We start from the raw sequence: 18,398 nt of genomic DNA on the forward strand, positions 1-18,398 counted from the left end.
TAAGTTGGCAGCATCACCCCAATCATGTTAACAACTTGAACACATAGTGGTGACATTATAAAACGTAAATCAGCCTGATTTTTAGCGGGTTTTAGCGCTATCCAGGAGGAGATATACGGCATCGGCAGCACAAAAATCCAATCGAAACGTTTATATTAGTGTTTTGTGCATTGTGTCGCATTTCGACAAAATGAATGGGTTTGTAACATTTTTATAAGGGTCAATAAGGAAGCATGATGGCTTTTTCAAAGTTCTCCTGCCCGCATCCTCAAAAGCAAAAACCCCGCCGAAGCGGGGTTTTTTAAGAGGTGAAACTGACCGATAAGCCGGGTTCTGTCGTTGGACAGTCATTCATCTAGGCCAGCAATCGCTCACTGGCTCAAGCAGCCTACCCGGGTTCAGTACGGGCCGTACCTTATGAACCCCTATTTGGCCTTGCTCCGGGTGGAGTTTACCGTGCCACGGACTGTTACCAGCCGCGCGGTGCGCTCTTACCGCACCCTTTCACCCTTACCTGATCCCACTTGCGTGGGCCATCGGCGGTTTGCTCTCTGTTGCACTTGTCGTGGGCTGTTACACCCCCCAGGCGTTACCTGGCACCTCGCCCTATGGAGCCCGGACTTTCCTCCCCTCCGCCCGTCTCCCCCGAAGAGGACGACGACGAAGCGGCGACTGTCTGGTCAGCTTCGGCGCGCAGTATAGAGGGTTTGCGCGCCAATGTCACCTTTGAGTCTGCATCCCCAGCAGAATGGTCGCCGCGACGTTGCGCGAGGTAAGGTAAATATTGTCCGCCGCATCGCGGAACGCCTCCTCCAGCGAACCAATGCGGTTGAGGACGCTGAACACCGAATCAATACCGTACTGATGCACAATCCCGACGTCGCGCGTCAGGCTTCCGGCAATACCAATCACCGGCTTGTGATATTTTTTCGCCACGCTGGCCACGCCAACTGGCACTTTGCCGTGAATACTCTGGCTATCAAGACGCCCTTCACCGGTGACCACCAGCGTGCAGTCATGAATATGTTCTTCCAGGTTGAGCGCCTGCGTCACAATCTCAATCCCACTGCGCAGATCCGCGCCAAGAAACGCCATCAGCGCCGCGCCCATACCGCCTGCAGCCCCGGATCCCGGAACGTCTTTCACGTCCACGCGCAGCGATTTTTTAATGACCTCGGCAAAATGGTCAAGGTTATGGTCCAGCTCGCGAATCATCGCCTCAGTAGCCCCTTTTTGTGGGCCAAAGATGAAAGAGGCACCAGATTCGCCGGTCAGGGGATTGGTGACATCACAGGCCACGCGAATGCTGCACGCCTGTAGGCGGGCATCAAGACGACTAATATCAATCTTGTTCAGGCTCATCAGGCTGCCGCCGCCAAAGCCGATGTCAGCCCCGTTGGCATCGCACAACTTCGCGCCCAGCGCCTGTACCATTCCGGCACCGCCATCGTTAGTGGCGCTGCCGCCGATGCCGATAATAATGTTTTTCACCCCGCTCTCCAGCGCCTGCAGGATGAGCTCCCCGGTACCGTAAGAGGTGGTAATTAAGGGGTTGCGTAACTCAGGTGGCACCAGCGCCAGCCCGCTGGCTGCTGCCATTTCGATAAACGCCGTGTGACCATCGCCCGAAATGCCCCACTGTGCCTCGACGGCTTCACCGAGAGGACCGGTGACGATTGACGTCACTGCCCGCCCCTGCGTTGCCGCGATCATCGCCTCAACCGTTCCTTCTCCACCATCGGCGACCGGCACGGAGACAAACTGCGCTTCCGGAAAGATTTCCCGAAATCCTTTTTCTATTGCCTGTGCTACTTCGGTAGCAGAGAGGCTTTCTTTATAAGAGTCTGGGGCGATTACGATTTTCATATCTGAACCTATTAGCGCACGACGGCGGATGGCGTATGACTTATCCGGCCTACAAGGTAGGCCCGGTCAGCAACGCGCAACCGGGCACGACGTCATTAGCGAGAAACTTCCACTTTCGCCAGTTTTTCGTAGTAGCACGCGATAGCGCTGTGGTCGGCGGTTCCCAGACCGTCGGCGCGCAACGCCTGCATCATCTCCATCACCGCCGCCGTTAACGGCAGCTGTGCGCCCACGCCGTGGGAGGTGTCCAGCGCGTTGGCCAGATCTTTAATATGCAGGTCGATACGGAAACCAGGCTTGAAGTTGCGGTCCATCACCATCGGTGCTTTGGCATCCAGCACGGTACTTCCCGCCAGGCCGCCGCGAATGGCCTGATAGACCAGATCCGGGTTCACGCCCGCTTTGGTAGCCAGCGTCAGCGCTTCGGACATCGCTGCGATATTCAGCGCGACAATCACCTGGTTTGCTAGCTTGGTCACGTTGCCCGCACCAATTTCACCGGTGTGCACCACCGAGCCGGCCATCGCTTTCATCAGGTCATAGTACTTATCGAAAATCGCCTTATCGCCGCCAACCATCACCGACAGCGTACCATCGATAGCCTTCGGCTCACCGCCGCTGACCGGGGCATCCAGCATGTCAACGCCCTTCGCCTTCAGCGCCTCGCTAATTTCGCGGCTTGCCAGCGGGGCAATAGAGCTCATATCAATCAGCACGGTACCCGGTTTGGCCCCTTCAATAATGCCGTTCTCACCCAGCGCCACCTCTTTAACGTGCGGGGAGTTTGGCAGCATAGTGATAATCACATCGCACTGCTCCGCAATCGCTTTTGCCGTGCTCGCCGCTTCCGCACCCGCCGCCATCACCTCAGCAACGCTTTCAGAATTACGGTCACAAACCACCAGCGAGTAACCCGCTTTCAGCAGGTTTTTACTCATCGGTTTACCCATGATACCCAGGCCAATAAAACCAACTTTCATCGTCATTTCCTCAATTTTGCGTTTAGTCGTGGTGGTTACTTTTTAAAGGCGTCGGCCAGCTTCTGCGTTCCGGCGCGGAACACGCCCAGATCGCTGCCAACGGCCACAAAGGTGGCGCCCCATTCCAGATAGCGACGGGCATCCGCTTCAACCGGAGCCAGAATGCCGCTTGGTTTACCGTGCGCTTTCGCACGGGCAAAAATGTGTTTAATCGCCTGCTGAACCTCCGGATGCGACGCATTGCCCAGATGGCCTAATGCCGCCGCGAGGTCGCTTGGGCCGACAAAGATGCCGTCAACGCCGTCAGTTGCAGCGATGGCATCGACACTATCTACGCCAAGCTGACTTTCAATCTGCACAAGAATGGTGATGTTCTTGTTGGACTGTGCGAAGTAATCCGGCACGGTGCCGAACATGTTGCCGCGGTGAGAAACGGAAACACCGCGAATGCCTTCCGGTGGATAGCGCGTGGAGGCAACCGCCTGCTCTGCCTGCTCCTGAGTTTCAACAAAGGGAATCAGGAAGTTATAGAAGCCAATATCCAGCATGCGCTTGATAATCACCGGCTCGTTGGTCGGGATACGCACCACCGGCGCACTGGCGCTGCCTTTTAATGCCATCAGTTGCGGGATTAACGTCGTCACATCGTTCGGCGCGTGTTCACCGTCCAGAACCAGCCAGTCGAAACCGGCCAGGCCTAACACCTCGGTGCTGATAGGGCTGGAAAGCGCTGACCAGCAGCCAATCTGAACCTGATGTGCAGCCAGCGCTGCTTTGAATTTGTTAGGGAAAATCGCGTTATCCATTTTCATTACCTTAAGTTAGTTGTGACTTACTTCCGCAGTTCCAGACGTTTGATGTCACCGACCACGAACAGGTAGCAAACCATCATCATCAGTGCAGAACAGCCTACAAAAATCAGTGCGCCATTAAAGGAGTGCAGCTCGCTGACGATATAGCCAATGACCAGCGGCGTAACGATGGAGGCAACGTTGCCAAAGACGTTAAACAACCCGCCGCACAGCCCAACAATCTCTTTCGGCGCCACATCGGAGATAACCGGCCAGCCCAGTGCGCCAAAACCTTTACCGAAGAACGCTAGCGCCATTAACGCCACTACCAGCACCGTATTGTCGGTGTAGTTACACAGAATAATCGTTGATGCCAGCAGCATACCCAGCACGATAGGCAGTTTTCGGGCGAAGGTCAGCGTGCAGCCACGGCGAATCAAGTAGTCAGAGAACAACCCGCCCAGCACGCCGCCGCCGAAACCGCACAGCGCAGGAATTGACGCCACCATCCCCACCTTCAGAATCGACATCCCTTTATCCTGCACCAGGTAAATCGGAAACCAGGTCAGGAAGAACCAGGTGATGGTGTTTAAGAAATACTGGCCAAAGAAGATACCTAGCATCATACGGCTGCTGAGCAACTGCTTGATGTAATCCAGTTTTGGACCTTTCGCCGCATCGCTGCCCGGCTTTTTATGGTCCATATCAACAACCGCACCGTTATCCGCAATGAACTTCAGCTCTTCTTTGCTCATCCGTGGGTGATCGGTCGGGTTGTGCATGAACTTGACCCACATGGCGGTCAGCACAAAACCAATCACCCCCATGACGGTAAAGACATGCTCCCAGCCCCAGGCAAAGGTCAGCCAACCCAGCAGCGGCGAGAACAGCGCTAATGAAAAATACTGCGCGGAGTTAAAGATTGCCGAAGCCGTTCCGCGCTCTTTGGTGGGGAACCAGGCCGCCACAATACGGGCGTTAGCCGGGAAGGACGGCGCTTCAGAGAAGCCCAGCATAAAGCGCATGAAGAACATTGAGACGCCAGCCCATGCCAGCGGGAAGAAGCCCACAAAGCCCTGCAGGAAAGTAAACAGCGACCAGAAGAACAGGCTATAGCTATACACTTTCTTCGAGCCAAATTTATCCAGTAACCAGCCACCGGGGATCTGCATGAGCAAGTAAGCCCAACCAAAGGCAGAGAAGATATACCCCATTGAAACTGCGCTCAGGTTCAGTTCCTGAGCAACGGACGTGCCGGCTATGGAGAGCGTTGCACGGTCTGCGTAGTTAACGGCCGTAACAATGAAAATAACCAATAAAATTAAATATCGGGTAGGCATACCCTTTTTTGATTCAGCAACATCAGCAGTATCGTGCATCATTTTATTATCCTCGGGTACAGGACACCTTAATTTTATTATTTTTTATTAAGGCGTATTTCTCTGACTATTTATTGATAACGGATACTTTCAAAAAACAAATCAGACACCATGAAATCGAGGTTCAGTATAATCAGGAAGCCACATCGACACATTGTGCATAAATCCAACTTAACCACTTTTTAAATACATTAAGTTGAGCATACGCACATAACACTGGGCGCTAATGCACAATTTCAACCATTGCTACCCTTGCCCCACGTGGCATCACGGCGAGAGGTGATCTGCGTCACATTCTTATATCCGAACTCCTGACATTCTTTATTCCATCATCAATGTGTTTCTATTTCCTATAACCAGAAGCGAAACACTTATATACATTATTCTTTTTACCCCGTTGCTGGAGAATGCTGGACAATGGCTAACATTGAAATCAGACAAGAGTCGCCGACTGCCTTTTATATAAAGGTGCATGCCACCGATAATGTGGCGATCATTGTTAACGATAACGGATTAAAAGCGGGAACCCGTTTTCCTGATGGTCTGGAATTAATCGAACATATTCCCCAGGGCCATAAAGTGGCATTGGTTGATATCCCTCTTAACGGCGAAATTATTCGCTACGGTGAGGTCATTGGTTACGCGGTTCGCGACATCGCGAAAGGCAGCTGGATAGACGAATCCACGGTCGCCCTGCCAAAAGCCCCGCCGCTGAATACGCTGCCGCTGGCCACAAAAGTACCGGAGCCGCTGCCGGCGCTGGAAGGCTATACCTTTGAAGGCTATCGCAATGCCGACGGCAGCGTGGGGACCAAAAACCTGCTGGGCATTTCCACCAGCGTGCACTGCGTCGCAGGCGTGGTGGATTACGTGGTCAAAATCATTGAGCGCGATCTGCTGCCAAAATTCCCGAATGTCGATGGCGTAGTTGGCCTGAACCATCTGTACGGCTGCGGGGTGGCTATCAATGCCCCAGCGGCGATTGTTCCTATTCGCACCATCCACAATATCGCACTGAACCCGAACTTCGGCGGAGAAGTGATGGTCGTTGGCCTTGGCTGCGAAAAACTGCAGCCGGAACGTCTGCTGGAAGGGACGGAAGATGTGCAGAGCATCCCGGTCGACAGTGCCAGCATCGTGCGTTTGCAGGATGAACAACACGTCGGCTTCAAATCCATGGTCGATGACATTCTCATTGTCGCCGAACGTCACCTGGAAAAACTCAATCAGCGCCAGCGTGTCACCTGCCCGGCGTCAGAGCTGGTAGTGGGAATGCAGTGCGGCGGCAGTGATGCATTCTCCGGCGTCACCGCCAACCCAGCGGTGGGCTACGCCTCCGACCTGCTGGTCCGCTGTGGCGCGACCGTTATGTTCTCGGAAGTGACCGAAGTCCGCGATGCGATTCATCTGTTAACGCCGCGCGCCATCAATGAAGAAGTCGGTAAACGCCTGCTGGAAGAGATGGCCTGGTACGATAACTATCTTGATATGGGGCAAACGGACCGCAGCGCCAACCCGTCCCCGGGCAACAAAAAAGGCGGTCTCGCCAACGTCGTAGAAAAAGCGCTGGGCTCGATTGCGAAATCGGGTAAAAGTGCCATCGTCGAGGTGTTGTCGCCGGGTCAGCGCCCGACCAAACGCGGCCTGATTTACGCCGCAACGCCAGCCAGCGATTTTGTGTGCGGTACTCAGCAGGTGGCGTCCGGGATCACCGTACAGGTCTTTACCACCGGCCGCGGGACGCCTTACGGCCTGATGGCGGTGCCGGTTATCAAGATGGCCACCCGCACCGAGCTTGCCAACCGCTGGTATGACTTAATGGATATCAACGCGGGGACAATTGCCACGGGCGAGGAAACGATTGAAGACGTCGGCCTGAAGCTGTTCCATTTCATTCTCGACGTCGCGAGCGGGCGTAAGAAAACCTTCTCGGATCAATGGGGGTTGCATAACCAGCTGGCGGTGTTTAACCCGGCTCCGGTAACCTGATAGCCGTTTACCGACAAAAAGGGGGAGCATAAACGCTCCCCCTTTTTTAATCCGCCAGCGAAACCAGAATCACGTCGATGCCGCTTTTGCGCAGCCCTTCGAGGCTTTCCACCGGGATCCCTTCATCGACGATAATCATATCGACGCGCTGCATATCGATAATTTTATGCAGGCTGGAGCGGTTAAACTTGCTGGAATCGGTGACCACCACGATTTTTTCCGCCACTTCGCACATCCGCCGATTCAGCCGCGCCTCATCTTCATTATGGGTGCTGATCCCACGCTCAAGATCGATGGCATCCACGCCTAAGAACAGCATGTCGAAATGGTAATTTTGCAACGATTGTTCGGCCTGATCGCCATAAAAAGACTGCGACTGACGACGAAGATGACCACCGGTCATCAGCAGCTCAACGCCGTCGGCTTCCAGCAGCGCATTAGCCACGTTCATCCCATTGGTCATGACAATCACGTCGGTATGCTGGCGCAGCATACGCGCGATTTCAAACGTGGTTGTCCCGGAATCAAGAATGATGCGATTTCCGGCTTTAATCAGCTGCGCCGCCTCGGCCGCGATACGCCGTTTGATGGCGGTATTGAGCGAGCTTTTATCTTCAACAGAAGGCTCATTACCCGGCACGTTGCTGTCGCAAATCAGTGCACCACCGTAAGCACGAACCGCGATCCCCTGTTTCTCCAGGAAAGCCAAATCATTGCGAATAGTGACCGTTGAGACGCCAAAATCATTGGAAAGATCGTTAACCTGCACGCTTCCTTGCTGGCGCAAACGCTGAATGATGAGCTCACGCCTTTCACTGGTGCCCGTAATACGTTTTTCAGTCGACATTGCAGTGCTGCTCATAGTGCATCCCTTAACCCAATCTTTCGTTTCATTTCGATTTTCATATTAACGCCTTTCCTTTGCCAGAATGCAAGTGCCACTCCCCCATTAGCCGCCTATCATCAGTATCCCAAATCTTTCATTATGTTTCTTTTGTGAAATAGATCGGAAAACTATTATCTTTCGTTTTATTTTTACAACACCATAATGCAGTATTAAACGAAACAAACCGAAAGATAACTGTCACAGCAATCTGTTCTGGAGAGGAAAGTGAAACATCTGACTGATACGGTAGCGCTGCATAAACAAGGTAAAGCAAACGGGATTTACGCCGTTTGCTCCGCACATCCGTTGGTACTTGAATCAGCGCTTCGCTTTGCCCACGCGCATCATACCCCTTTACTGATCGAGGCAACGTCCAATCAGGTTGACCAATTCGGCGGCTATACCGGAATGACCCCAGCTGATTTCCGAGGCTTTGTCTGCCAGCTCGCTGACTCACTGCACTTCCCCCAGGATCTACTGATTTTAGGCGGCGATCATCTGGGTCCTAACCGCTGGCAAAATTTACCCGCCGAACAGGCGATGCTCAACGCCGACGATCTCATCAAAAGCTATGTCGCGGCGGGCTTTAAAAAGATCCACCTCGATTGCAGCATGTCCTGTGAGGGCGATCCGGTGCCACTGACGGACGAGATCGTCGCTGAACGCGCCGCGCGCCTAGCAAAGATCGCCGAAGAAACCTGTATTGCCCACTTCGGCATCGCCGACCTGGTTTACGTCATTGGTACAGAAGTGCCCGTTCCCGGCGGTGCCCATGAGACATTAACCGAGCTGGCCGTTACTACGCCGGATGCCGCCCGCGCGACGCTCGAAGCCCATCACCATGCCTTTGAAAAACAGGGTCTGACTGCGATCTGGCCTCGAATCATTGCCCTGGTTGTGCAGCCTGGCGTTGAGTTTGATAACAGCCATATTATCGATTATCAGCCGCAGAAAGCCGTTGCGCTGAGCAAAATGGTTGAGGCTTATGACACGCTGGTCTTTGAAGCGCACTCCACGGACTACCAAACACCGCAATCGCTGCGCCAGTTAGTGAAAGATCATTTCGCTATCCTGAAAGTCGGCCCAGCGCTGACTTTTGCCCTGCGGGAAGCGCTCTTCTCCTTGGCCGCCATTGAAGAAGAATTGCTGCCAGCCAAAGCCTGCTCTGGCCTTCGCCAGGTACTGGAAAATGTCATGCTCGACCGCCCGGAATACTGGCAAAGCCACTATCACGGCGACGGTAACGCTCGTCGGCTGGCGCGTGGCTACAGCTACTCCGACCGGGTGCGCTACTACTGGCCTGATAGCCAAATTGACGACGCATTCGAACGGCTGGTGCGCAATCTGGCAGACGACCCGATTCCACTGCCGCTCATCAGCCAGTATTTACCGCTGCAATACGTGAAAGTGCGCGAAGGAGAGATCGGTGCCGCGCCACGTGAGCTCATCATTAGCCATATTCAGGACATATTGCAGCAGTACCACCACGCCTGCCTGGGCGTGACATCCGACAACGAATAACAACAAAGAGGAAAATACGATGCCAAATATTGTACTGAGCCGCATTGATGAAAGGTTAATTCACGGCCAGGTCGGCGTGCAGTGGGTCGGATTTGCAGGAGCCAATCTGGTGCTGGTAGCTAACGATGAAGTTGCCGAGGACACCGTACAGCAAAATTTAATGGAGATGGTGCTAGCCGAAGGGATCGCCGTACGTTTCTGGTCGCTGCAAAAGGTTATCGACAATATTCATCGCACTGCCGATCGGCAGAAAATTCTGCTGGTCTGCAAATCACCGGCGGATTTTCTCAAACTGGTTGAAGGTGGCGTTCCCGTCACCCGTATTAATGTAGGAAACATGCACTACGCCAATGGCAAGCAGCAAATTGCCAAAACGGTTTCTGTCGATGCCCAGGATATTGCCGCGTTTAACGGCCTGAAAGAGGCCGGTGTGGAGTGCTTTGTACAGGGCGTACCAACGGAAGCTGCCGTAGACCTCTTCAAACTCCTCTGAGGGATTCACAATGGAAATTAGTCTATTGCAAGCTGCCGCGTTAGGCCTACTCGCCTTTATCGCGGGGCTGGATATGTTCAACGGCTTAACGCATATGCACCGCCCGGTGGTGCTCGGGCCGCTGGTCGGCCTGATTCTGGGCGATCTGCATACCGGTATTCTGACCGGCGGTACGCTGGAGCTGGTTTGGATGGGCCTGGCCCCGCTGGCCGGCGCTCAACCGCCTAACGTGATTATCGGTACCATTGTCGGTACCACCTTTGCTATTACCACCGGCGTGAAGCCAGAAGTTGCCATTGGCGTGGCCGTACCGTTTGCCGTCGCGGTACAGATGGGCATTACTTTCCTGTTCTCCGTGATGTCCGGCGTCATGTCCCGCTGTGATCGCATGGCGGCCAATGCCGATACCGATGGCATTGAACGCGTTAACTACCTAGCGCTACTGGCATTGGGTATCTTCTATTTCCTTTGTGCTTTCCTGCCCATTTACTTCGGCGCAGAACACGCAAAATCCGCCATTGATGTGTTGCCAGAGCGTCTGATTGACGGCCTCGGTGTCGCAGGCGGCATCATGCCAGCCATCGGTTTCGCCGTGCTGCTGAAAATCATGATGAAAAATGTCTACATCCCCTACTTCATTATCGGGTTTGTTGCCGCAGCCTGGCTCAAGCTGCCGGTGCTGGCTATCGCCGCCGCCGCGCTGGCAATGGCGATGATTGACCTCATGCGTAAATCTCCTGAAGCAGCTGCACCAGCGGCGAAAAAAGAGGAATTCGAAGATGGAATCTAATCCACATGCGCTGCCGAACGTGTCGGAAAGCGAACAGACATTGCTCACCGGCGTGAATGAAAATATTTATGAAGATCAGAAAATTGGCGCAGATCTGACGCGAAAAGATATTAACCGTGTCGCCTGGCGTTCCATGCTCTTACAGGCTTCATTTAACTATGAACGTATGCAGGCTTCCGGCTGGCTCTACGGGCTGCTGCCGGCGCTGAAGAAGATCCATACCAACAAACGAGACCTGGCCCGTGCGATGAAAGGCCATATGGGTTTCTTCAACACCCATCCATTTTTGGTGACGTTTGTTATCGGCATTATTCTGGCCATGGAGCGCTCCAAGCAGGACGTTAACAGTATTCAAAGCACCAAAATTGCCGTCGGCGCGCCGCTGGGTGGGATTGGCGATGCGATGTTCTGGCTCACCCTACTGCCAATTTGCGGCGGTATTGGCGCCAGCCTGGCGCTACAGGGGTCAATCCTCGGTGCGGTTATCTTCCTGGTGATGTTCAACGTCGTCCACCTGGGCCTGCGCTTTGGTCTGGCGCACTATGCTTATCGTATGGGCGTTGCCGCTATCCCGCTTATCAAAGCGAACACCAAAAAAGTCGGCCACGCCGCCTCTATCGTCGGGATGACCGTCATCGGTGCGCTGGTCGCTACCTATGTTCGCCTGAACACCACGCTTGAAATCAAAGCGGGTGATGCGGTTGTTAAGCTGCAGGCCGACGTTATCGACAAGCTGATGCCTGCCTTTTTACCGCTGGTCTATACCTTGACGATGTTCTGGCTGGTGCGTCGCGGCTGGAGCCCGCTGCGCCTTATTGGTATCACCGTGGTACTGGGTGTTGTCGGCAAGTTCTGCCACTTCCTGTAAAGCAAATGAGGTCCGAAATGTTAGGTATTATTTTGACGGGGCACGGTGGGTTTGCCAGCGGCATGGAAAAAGCGATGACGCAGATCCTCGGCGAGCAGTCGCAGTTTGCCGCTATCGATTTTCCTGAGACCTCGAGTACCGCACGTCTCACCGCACAGCTTGAAGAAGCGGTGGCTGAGCTGGACGGTACGGAAGGCATTATCTTCCTGACCGATCTGCTCGGCGGCACACCGTTTCGCGTCGCCTCTACGCTGGCGATGCAGCAGTCGGGACGTGAAGTCATCACCGGCACCAACCTACAGCTGTTACTGGAAATGGTAATGGAACGCGACGGACTTAGCAGTGAAGCATTCCGTTTGCAGGCGCTGGAGTGCGGACATCGCGGCCTCACCAGCCTGGTTGACGAACTCGGGCGCTGCCGCGACGAGGCACCGGTAGAGGAAGGCATATGACGCAAATCCTGCGCGCCAGGCGTTTGCTGACTGAACAGGGCTGGCGAGACGATCATCAATTGCACATTGCCGATGGTGTGATTACGGCGATTGAACCGATCCCCGTTGGCGTCACGCAGCGCGATGCCGAGCTGCTGTGCCCTGCTTATATCGATACCCACGTCCACGGCGGCGCGGGAGTCGATGTGATGGACGAAGCACCGGATACGCTCGATACGCTGGCGATACACAAAACACGTGAAGGGGTTGGCGGCTGGCTGCCAACCACCGTCACCGCCCCCTTAAACATGATTCACCGGGCGCTGGAACGTATTGCGAAGCGATACCACGCCGGTGGCCCTGGCGCGCAGGTGCTGGGTAGCTATCTGGAAGGCCCCTACTTCACGCCGCAGAATAAAGGCGCGCATCCTCCGGCGCTGTTTCGCGAGCTGGATATCAGCGAACTTGATGAGCTGATAGCGGTCTCTCAAGGCACTTTACGCGTGGTCGCCCTCGCGCCAGAAAAGCCTGGGGCAGTAGAGGCCATTCGTCACCTCAAGCAGCAAAACGTACGGGTGATGCTAGGTCACAGTGCGGCCACCTGGGCACAAACCCGCGCCGCTTTTGATGCCGGTGCAGATGGTTTAGTGCACTGTTACAACGGCATGACCGGTTTACATCACCGGGAGCCGGGGATGGTCGGCGCAGGATTAACCGACCCGCGCGCATGGCTGGAGCTGATTGCCGACGGGCATCACGTGCATCCGGCGGCGATGAAACTGTGCTGCAGCTGTGCCAAAGAACGGGTGGTGCTGATAACCGATGCCATGCAGGCCGCCGGCATGCCGGACGGGCAATACACCTTGTGCGGCGAGCAGGTTGAAATGCGCGGCGGGATTGTACGCACCGCATCCGGCGGCCTGGCTGGCAGCACGCTATCCGTGGATGCTGCCGTGCGTAATATGGTGGAGCTCACCGGCGTTTCGCCTGCAGAGGCGATTCATATGGCATCGCTGCATCCGGCTCGTTTGTTAGGTATCGACGGACAGCTCGGGTCGCTGAAGGTGGGTAAACGCGCCAGCATTATCGCCCTTGATGGCGGCCTACACATTCAAGATATCTGGGTTCAGGGCCAGCGGCTCTCCCTTTAATCCCCTTTATGGTGTGCCCCTTTGGCCTTCGGTCGTCGATCGCAAGGCCTTTCTTTTCCTTTCTTTTCACAAAAGAACTTAATATTTTCTTATTTTAACTACTCATTAAAAATCAATTAGATAGCCACACCCTACGGTTCACCGATCACAGATTTCGTTTTATTTCATTTTTCGTCATTGAACTTTCGTTTTCTTTTCTATAGATTTTAATTAACTGATATACGAAAAAGTGAAACGAAACGAAAGACAACGACAATTTGCCTGCGTCTGATGTGGAATTCACAAGACTAAGGACTGAGTTATGCCAGAAACCTATACCCCAGCTCTCTCTGCAACCGGTACATGGACAGAAGAAGAGATCCGCCAGCAGCCGAACTGCTGGATCCGTTCACTCTCCAACATTGAAAAGATTCGCGCTGACATTGATGGTTTTCTTGCACCACTGCTGGCGAAAGAAGATCTGCGAATCGTGCTAACCGGCGCCGGTACTTCGGCCTTTATCGGCGATATTATCGCCCCCTGGCTTGCCAGCCATACCGGGAAAAACATCAGCGCGGTGCCGACGACCGATCTTGTGACCAACCCGATGGACTACCTGAATCCCGCCCATCCGCTGCTGCTGATCTCTTTTGCCCGTTCTGGCAACAGCCCGGAGAGCGTCGCCGCCGTTGAGCTAGCGAATCAGTTTGTTCCCGAGTGCTACCACCTGTCGATCACCTGCAATGAAGCAGGCAGCCTGTATAAAAATGCCGTCAACTGCGACAACGCCTTTGCGCTGCTGATGCCAGCGGAAACGCACGATCGCGGCTTCGCAATGACCAGCAGTATCACCACCATGATGGCGAGCTGTCTGGCGGTATTCGCACCAACCACCATCAACAGCCTTACCTTCCGCGACGTCGCAGACCGCTGCCAGGCCATTTTGAGTTCGCTGGGCGACTTCAGCCACGGCGTATTCGGTCAGGGAAGCTGGAAAAGAATCGTTTATCTCGGCAGCGGCGGCTTACAGGGCGTTGCGCGTGAATCAGCCCTGAAGGTACTGGAGCTGACCGCCGGCAAACTCGCCGCGTTTTACGACTCACCGACCGGTTTTCGCCATGGCCCTAAATCGCTGGTCGATAGCGAAACGCTGATCGTGGTGTTTATCTCCAGCCACCCTTACACCCGTCAGTACGATCTCGACCTGCTGGCTGAACTGCGCCGTGACCAGCAGGCAAAACGTGTCGTCGCCATTGCGGCAGACACCGATGCCATCATCGAATCAGGCCCGCATATCCTGCTGCCGCCAGCCCGTCATTTTAACGATATGGAGCTGGCGTTCTGTTTCCTGGCCTACGCCCAGGTCTTTGCGCTGACGCAGTCAATCAACGTCGGGAATACCCCCGATACGCCATCCGCCAACGGCACGGTCAACCGTGTGGTACAAGGCGTCGTTATTCACCCGTGGCAGGCATAAGAGGAATCAACCATGAGCATTATTTCCACCAAATATCTTCTGCAGGACGCTCAGGCAAAAGGCTACGCGGTGCCGGCTTTTAACATCCACAACGCCGAAACGATCCAGGCGATCCTCGAAGTGTGTAGCGAAATGCAGTCTCCGGTGATCCTCGCCGGGACGCCGGGAACGTTTAAGCATATCGCGCTGGAAGAGATCTACGCGCTGTGCCGCGCTTACTCCACCAGCTACGACATGCCGCTGGCGCTGCACCTCGATCACCATGAATCGCTGGATGACATCCGCCACAAAGTAAATGCCGGCGTACGCAGCGCCATGATTGATGGTAGCCACTCGCCGTTTGAAGAAAACGTGAAGCTGGTGAAATCGGTCGTCGATTTTTGCCACGCCCACGATTGCAGCGTTGAAGCAGAACTGGGGCGCTTAGGCGGCGTTGAAGACGACATGAGCGTCGATGCCGAAAGCGCATTCCTGACCGACCCGATGGAAGCCAAACGTTTTGTGGAACGCACCGGCGTAGACAGCCTTGCGGTCGCTATCGGCACCGCACACGGCCTGTATACCAAAAAACCTAAAATCGATTTCCAGCGTCTGGCTGAGATTCGTGAAGTGGTGGACATCCCGCTGGTGCTGCACGGCGCAAGCGATGTTCCCGATGAATACGTTCGTCGCACCATCGAACTCGGCGTCTGCAAGGTCAACGTCGCGACGGAGCTGAAAATCGCCTTTGCCGCCGCGGTGAAAGAGTGGTTTGCGGAGAACCCAGAAGGGAATGACCCGCGCTATTACATGCGCGTCGGGATGAATGCGATGAAAGAGGTGGTACGCAGTAAGATTAATGTATGCGGCTCAGCCAATAGGCTGCTCCCAACACCGCATGCTTAATATGCAGTGTTGAATTAGATAATAAAAAAATATTAATAACAACTTACCTCTCATTTTTTAAAGGTCATGAGCAGTTTCTCATGACCTTCATATTATACTGATAGAAATAATGGAGTATTCTACATGACACAGGAACATTCTATAAAGTCCCGGGTATGGGAATTTTTTCAAAGCCTGGGAAAAACATTTATGTTTCCCGTATCGCTATTAGCGTTCATGGGTTTACTATTAGGTATTGGTAGTTCAATTACTAGTCCATCAACAATTAAAAGCTTTCCATTTTTAGGTGGCGAATTAACACAATTGACTTTTGGCTTTATTGCTACCGTTGGTGGTTTTGCATTTACCTATTTACCGGTCATGTTTGCAATTGCCATTCCCTTTGGGATGGCGAAAAGAAACAAAGCGGTTGGGGCTTACTCAGGGTTTGTCGGCTATATGCTGATGAACATGAGCATCAATTATTATCTGACGGTCACCCACCAGCTCGCTGACGCCGCCACCATGAAGCAGGTCGGCCAATCGGTCGTACTCGGTATCCAGACCCTGGAGATGGGGGTGTTAGGCGGCATCATTGCCGGTGTTATCACCTATTTCCTGCACGAACGCTTTCAGGACACCGTGCTGCATGATGCCTTTGCCTTCTTTAGCGGCATCCGCTTTGTTCCTATTATCACCTCTCTGACGCTGTCGATCGTCGGCCTGGCTATCCCGCTTCTGTGGACCTACGTCGCCATGGGCATCGCCGGTATTGGCCATATCATCCAGAGCACCAGCGTCTTTGGCCCCTTCCTTTACGGCGTTGGCGTACTGCTGCTCAAGCCTTTCGGTCTCCACCATATTCTGCTCGCCATGGTGCGTTTCACTCCGGCAAGCGGCACTGAAATCGTTAACGGGCATGAAATTGCCGGTGCTCTGAATATTTTCTATGCCGAACTGAAAGCGGGTCTGCCTTTCAGCCCACACGTGACTGCCTTCTTGTCACAAGGGTTTATGCCAACCTTCATTTTTGGTTTGCCGGCGGTGGCGTTTGCTATTTATCGGACGGCGAAACCCGAGAATAGACCTATTATTAAAGGGTTATTACTTTCTGGAGTATTAGTTTCCGTTATTACCGGGATTTCCGAACCTATTGAATTCTTATTCCTTTTCATCGCCCCTGCGCTGTATGTATTCCATATTATTATGTCGGGTTTAGCATTAATGGTGATGGCGCTACTGGGAGTGACCATTGGTAATACCGACGGTGGGATTCTCGACCTATTAATTTTCGGGGTAATGCAAGGAACCTCGACGAAATGGTATTTGTTATTCCCGGTCGGCGTAGTGTGGTTTGCGGTCTACTTCCTGGTATTCCGCTGGTATATATTAAAACACGATATTAAAACACCAGGTCGTGAAGATTCTTCTGATGGCGCATCACAGGCTGTCGCGGCAAATACCAAAGCGCGCGGCAAGTCAAAATACGACCACGGGCTTATTTTGAACGCCCTCGGCGGCAAGGAAAATATTACGTCTCTGGATAACTGCATCACCCGACTACGTCTGGTGGTTAAGGATATGACGAAGGTTGACCAGCCAACGCTGAAACAGGCCGGTGCACTCTCCGTTGTCGTCCTTGACGCGCACAGCGTCCAGGTGATTATTGGCCCACAGGTTCAGGGCGTAAAAACCGGCATTGAAGCCTTAATTTAACCAGGAGTTGGACATGTTCGATTTCGATAAAATCATCGAGCGTAAAAGCGATAAGTGTCGTAAATGGGATCACTCATTTGTCTGCTCTCGCTTCGGCGAGGTGCCGCAGGATTTCATTCCGCTGTGGATTGCCGACATGGATTTCACATCTCCACCTGCCGTCATTGAAGGCTTTCAGCGTATTGTGGAACACGGAACCTTTGGCTACACCTACAGCTTTGATGAATTTTATGATGCCGTTATCGGCTTCCAGCGCGACCGCCACCATGTCAACGTCGAGCGCGATTGGATAACGCTCACCTACGGCACCGTTTCGACGCTGCACTACCTGGTACAAGCATTTTGTCAGCCGGGCGATAGCGTGATGATGAATACGCCGGTTTACGACCCCTTTGCCATGGCGACACAGCGCCAGGGCGTACAGGTACTGGCGAATCCGCTTAAAATTGAAGACAACCGTTATCATCTCGACTTTGCGCTTATCGAAGAGCAGCTCAAGCGCCACACACCAAAGCTTTGGCTTTTATGCTCTCCGCATAATCCATCCGGGCGCATCTGGACGCTGAGCGAAATTCGCCAGGCTTCCGATCTTTGCCAGCGCTATGGCGTTGTTCTGGTGGTCGATGAAGTTCATGCCGAGCATATTCTGGCAGGTGAATTCACCAGCTGTCTGGCTGCCGGTGGTGCGGCGCAGGACAATCTGATTCTGCTGACCTCACCCAATAAGGCCTTTAACCTCGGCGGACTCAAAACGTCGTACGCCATTATCCCGGATGCGCAGCTACGGCAGCGCTTTCGCCAGCAGCTGGAAAAAAACTCCATTACCTCCCCCAATATCTTTGGCGTGTGGGGGATAACGCTGGCCTATCAGCATGGCCTGCCGTGGCTGGATGCGCTCAACGGATACTTACGCAGTAACGCCAACTACCTTGCCGACGCCATCCAAACACATTTCCCGGAGTGGAAAATGATGACGCCAGAGTCGTCATATCTGGCGTGGGTCGATGTCAGCGGCAGCGGGCGCACGGCAACGGACGTGGTAAACCATTTTGCCCGCCATGCGGGGGTGATTATTGAGGATGGCAGTCATTATGTTCAGGATGGCGAACGCTTCATCCGCATTAACTTTGGCACACAGCGCTACTGGCTGGAACAGGCGATAGAGAGGATGCGAAAGCATTCCTGATGCCCAGAGAAAACAAAGGCAGATAACTTTC

At 53.8% G+C, this 18,398-nt stretch carries 16 protein-coding genes and 1 other RNA gene; 11 read left to right on the top strand and 6 right to left on the bottom strand.

What is annotated here, in order from left to right; translation table 11 throughout:
* Positions 1–306 precede the first annotated feature (306 nt).
* From rnpB to LZ634_RS12800, 5 genes are all read right to left on the bottom strand, one after another.
* Positions 307–688: RNase P RNA component class A (gene rnpB, locus LZ634_RS12780), an RNA gene on the bottom strand.
* A gap of 32 nt (positions 689–720) precedes the next feature.
* Positions 721–1,866: a glycerate 2-kinase gene (garK, locus tag LZ634_RS12785; protein WP_234505605.1), complete on the bottom strand. Its 1,146-nt coding sequence runs from the start codon at positions 1,864–1,866 to the stop codon at positions 721–723.
* A 95-nt stretch (positions 1,867–1,961) separates the two neighbouring features.
* Positions 1,962–2,852: a 2-hydroxy-3-oxopropionate reductase gene (gene garR, locus LZ634_RS12790; protein WP_234505608.1), complete on the bottom strand. Its 891-nt coding sequence runs from the start codon at positions 2,850–2,852 to the stop codon at positions 1,962–1,964.
* 29 nt (positions 2,853–2,881) lie between these two features.
* Positions 2,882–3,652 (bottom strand): 2-dehydro-3-deoxyglucarate aldolase, encoded by a 771-nt coding sequence (garL, locus tag LZ634_RS12795; RefSeq protein ID WP_052283692.1) that lies wholly within the window; start codon positions 3,650–3,652, stop codon positions 2,882–2,884.
* Between the two features lie 26 nt (positions 3,653–3,678).
* Positions 3,679–5,019, bottom strand: coding sequence for an MFS transporter (locus LZ634_RS12800; RefSeq protein WP_234505611.1), 1,341 nt, complete (start codon positions 5,017–5,019; stop codon positions 3,679–3,681).
* A gap of 414 nt (positions 5,020–5,433) precedes the next feature.
* On the opposite strand from LZ634_RS12800, the gene garD reads away from it, so the two are divergent.
* On the top strand, positions 5,434–7,005 hold the full coding sequence (gene garD / locus LZ634_RS12805) for a galactarate dehydratase (RefSeq protein WP_234505615.1): 1,572 nt from the start codon (positions 5,434–5,436) through the stop codon (positions 7,003–7,005).
* Between the two features lie 46 nt (positions 7,006–7,051).
* Here the strand turns inward: garD and LZ634_RS12810 are convergent, their stop codons facing one another.
* Positions 7,052–7,867, bottom strand: a complete 816-nt coding sequence (locus LZ634_RS12810) for a DeoR family transcriptional regulator (protein WP_234505618.1) — start codon at positions 7,865–7,867, stop codon at positions 7,052–7,054.
* Between the two features lie 249 nt (positions 7,868–8,116).
* Between LZ634_RS12810 and kbaZ the strand changes: the two genes are divergently transcribed.
* The 10 genes from kbaZ to LZ634_RS12860 all read left to right on the top strand — a co-directional run bounded on the left by kbaZ (position 8,117) and on the right by LZ634_RS12860 (position 18,367).
* Positions 8,117–9,412, top strand: a complete 1,296-nt coding sequence (gene kbaZ, locus LZ634_RS12815) for a tagatose-bisphosphate aldolase subunit KbaZ (protein ID WP_234505621.1) — start codon at positions 8,117–8,119, stop codon at positions 9,410–9,412.
* Positions 9,413–9,431: 19 nt separating this feature from the next.
* Positions 9,432–9,905 carry a PTS N-acetylgalactosamine transporter subunit IIB gene (gene agaV, locus LZ634_RS12820; RefSeq protein WP_234505624.1) on the top strand — a complete coding sequence of 158 codons (474 nt, stop codon included), beginning with the start codon at positions 9,432–9,434 and terminating at the stop codon, positions 9,903–9,905.
* 10 nt (positions 9,906–9,915) lie between these two features.
* Positions 9,916–10,695 (top strand): PTS N-acetylgalactosamine transporter subunit IIC, encoded by a 780-nt coding sequence (agaW, locus tag LZ634_RS12825; protein WP_234505627.1) that lies wholly within the window; start codon positions 9,916–9,918, stop codon positions 10,693–10,695.
* On the top strand, positions 10,685–11,563 hold the full coding sequence (gene agaE / locus LZ634_RS12830; protein WP_234505629.1) for a PTS N-acetylgalactosamine transporter subunit IID: 879 nt from the start codon (positions 10,685–10,687) through the stop codon (positions 11,561–11,563). Before agaW ends, agaE begins: the two co-directional genes overlap by 11 nt.
* 17 nt (positions 11,564–11,580) lie before the next feature.
* On the top strand, positions 11,581–12,015 hold the full coding sequence (gene agaF / locus LZ634_RS12835) for a PTS galactosamine/N-acetylgalactosamine transporter subunit IIA (RefSeq protein ID WP_234505632.1): 435 nt from the start codon (positions 11,581–11,583) through the stop codon (positions 12,013–12,015).
* Positions 12,012–13,145: an N-acetylglucosamine-6-phosphate deacetylase gene (gene nagA / locus LZ634_RS12840; RefSeq protein ID WP_234505635.1), complete on the top strand. Its 1,134-nt coding sequence runs from the start codon at positions 12,012–12,014 to the stop codon at positions 13,143–13,145. The genes agaF and nagA overlap by 4 nt, the downstream gene beginning before the upstream one ends.
* A gap of 301 nt (positions 13,146–13,446) precedes the next feature.
* The gene (locus LZ634_RS12845) at positions 13,447–14,601 is read left to right on the top strand and encodes an AgaS family sugar isomerase (RefSeq protein ID WP_234505638.1); all 1,155 of its coding nucleotides are present in this window, start codon (positions 13,447–13,449) and stop codon (positions 14,599–14,601) included.
* A gap of 12 nt (positions 14,602–14,613) precedes the next feature.
* A complete protein-coding gene (gene kbaY, locus LZ634_RS12850) occupies positions 14,614–15,486 on the top strand; it encodes a tagatose-bisphosphate aldolase subunit KbaY (RefSeq protein WP_234505641.1) in 873 nt (290 codons plus the stop codon).
* A gap of 123 nt (positions 15,487–15,609) precedes the next feature.
* Entirely contained in the window at positions 15,610–17,181 is a 1,572-nt protein-coding gene (gene malX / locus LZ634_RS12855) for a maltose/glucose-specific PTS transporter subunit IIBC (RefSeq protein ID WP_234505644.1), read from the top strand.
* A gap of 13 nt (positions 17,182–17,194) precedes the next feature.
* Positions 17,195–18,367 (top strand): MalY/PatB family protein, encoded by a 1,173-nt coding sequence (locus LZ634_RS12860; protein WP_234505647.1) that lies wholly within the window; start codon positions 17,195–17,197, stop codon positions 18,365–18,367.
* Positions 18,368–18,398 lie beyond the last annotated feature (31 nt).

Source organism: Kluyvera intermedia, assembly GCF_021440345.1.
Classification (GTDB): Bacteria; Pseudomonadota; Gammaproteobacteria; order Enterobacterales; family Enterobacteriaceae; genus Kluyvera; species Kluyvera intermedia_A.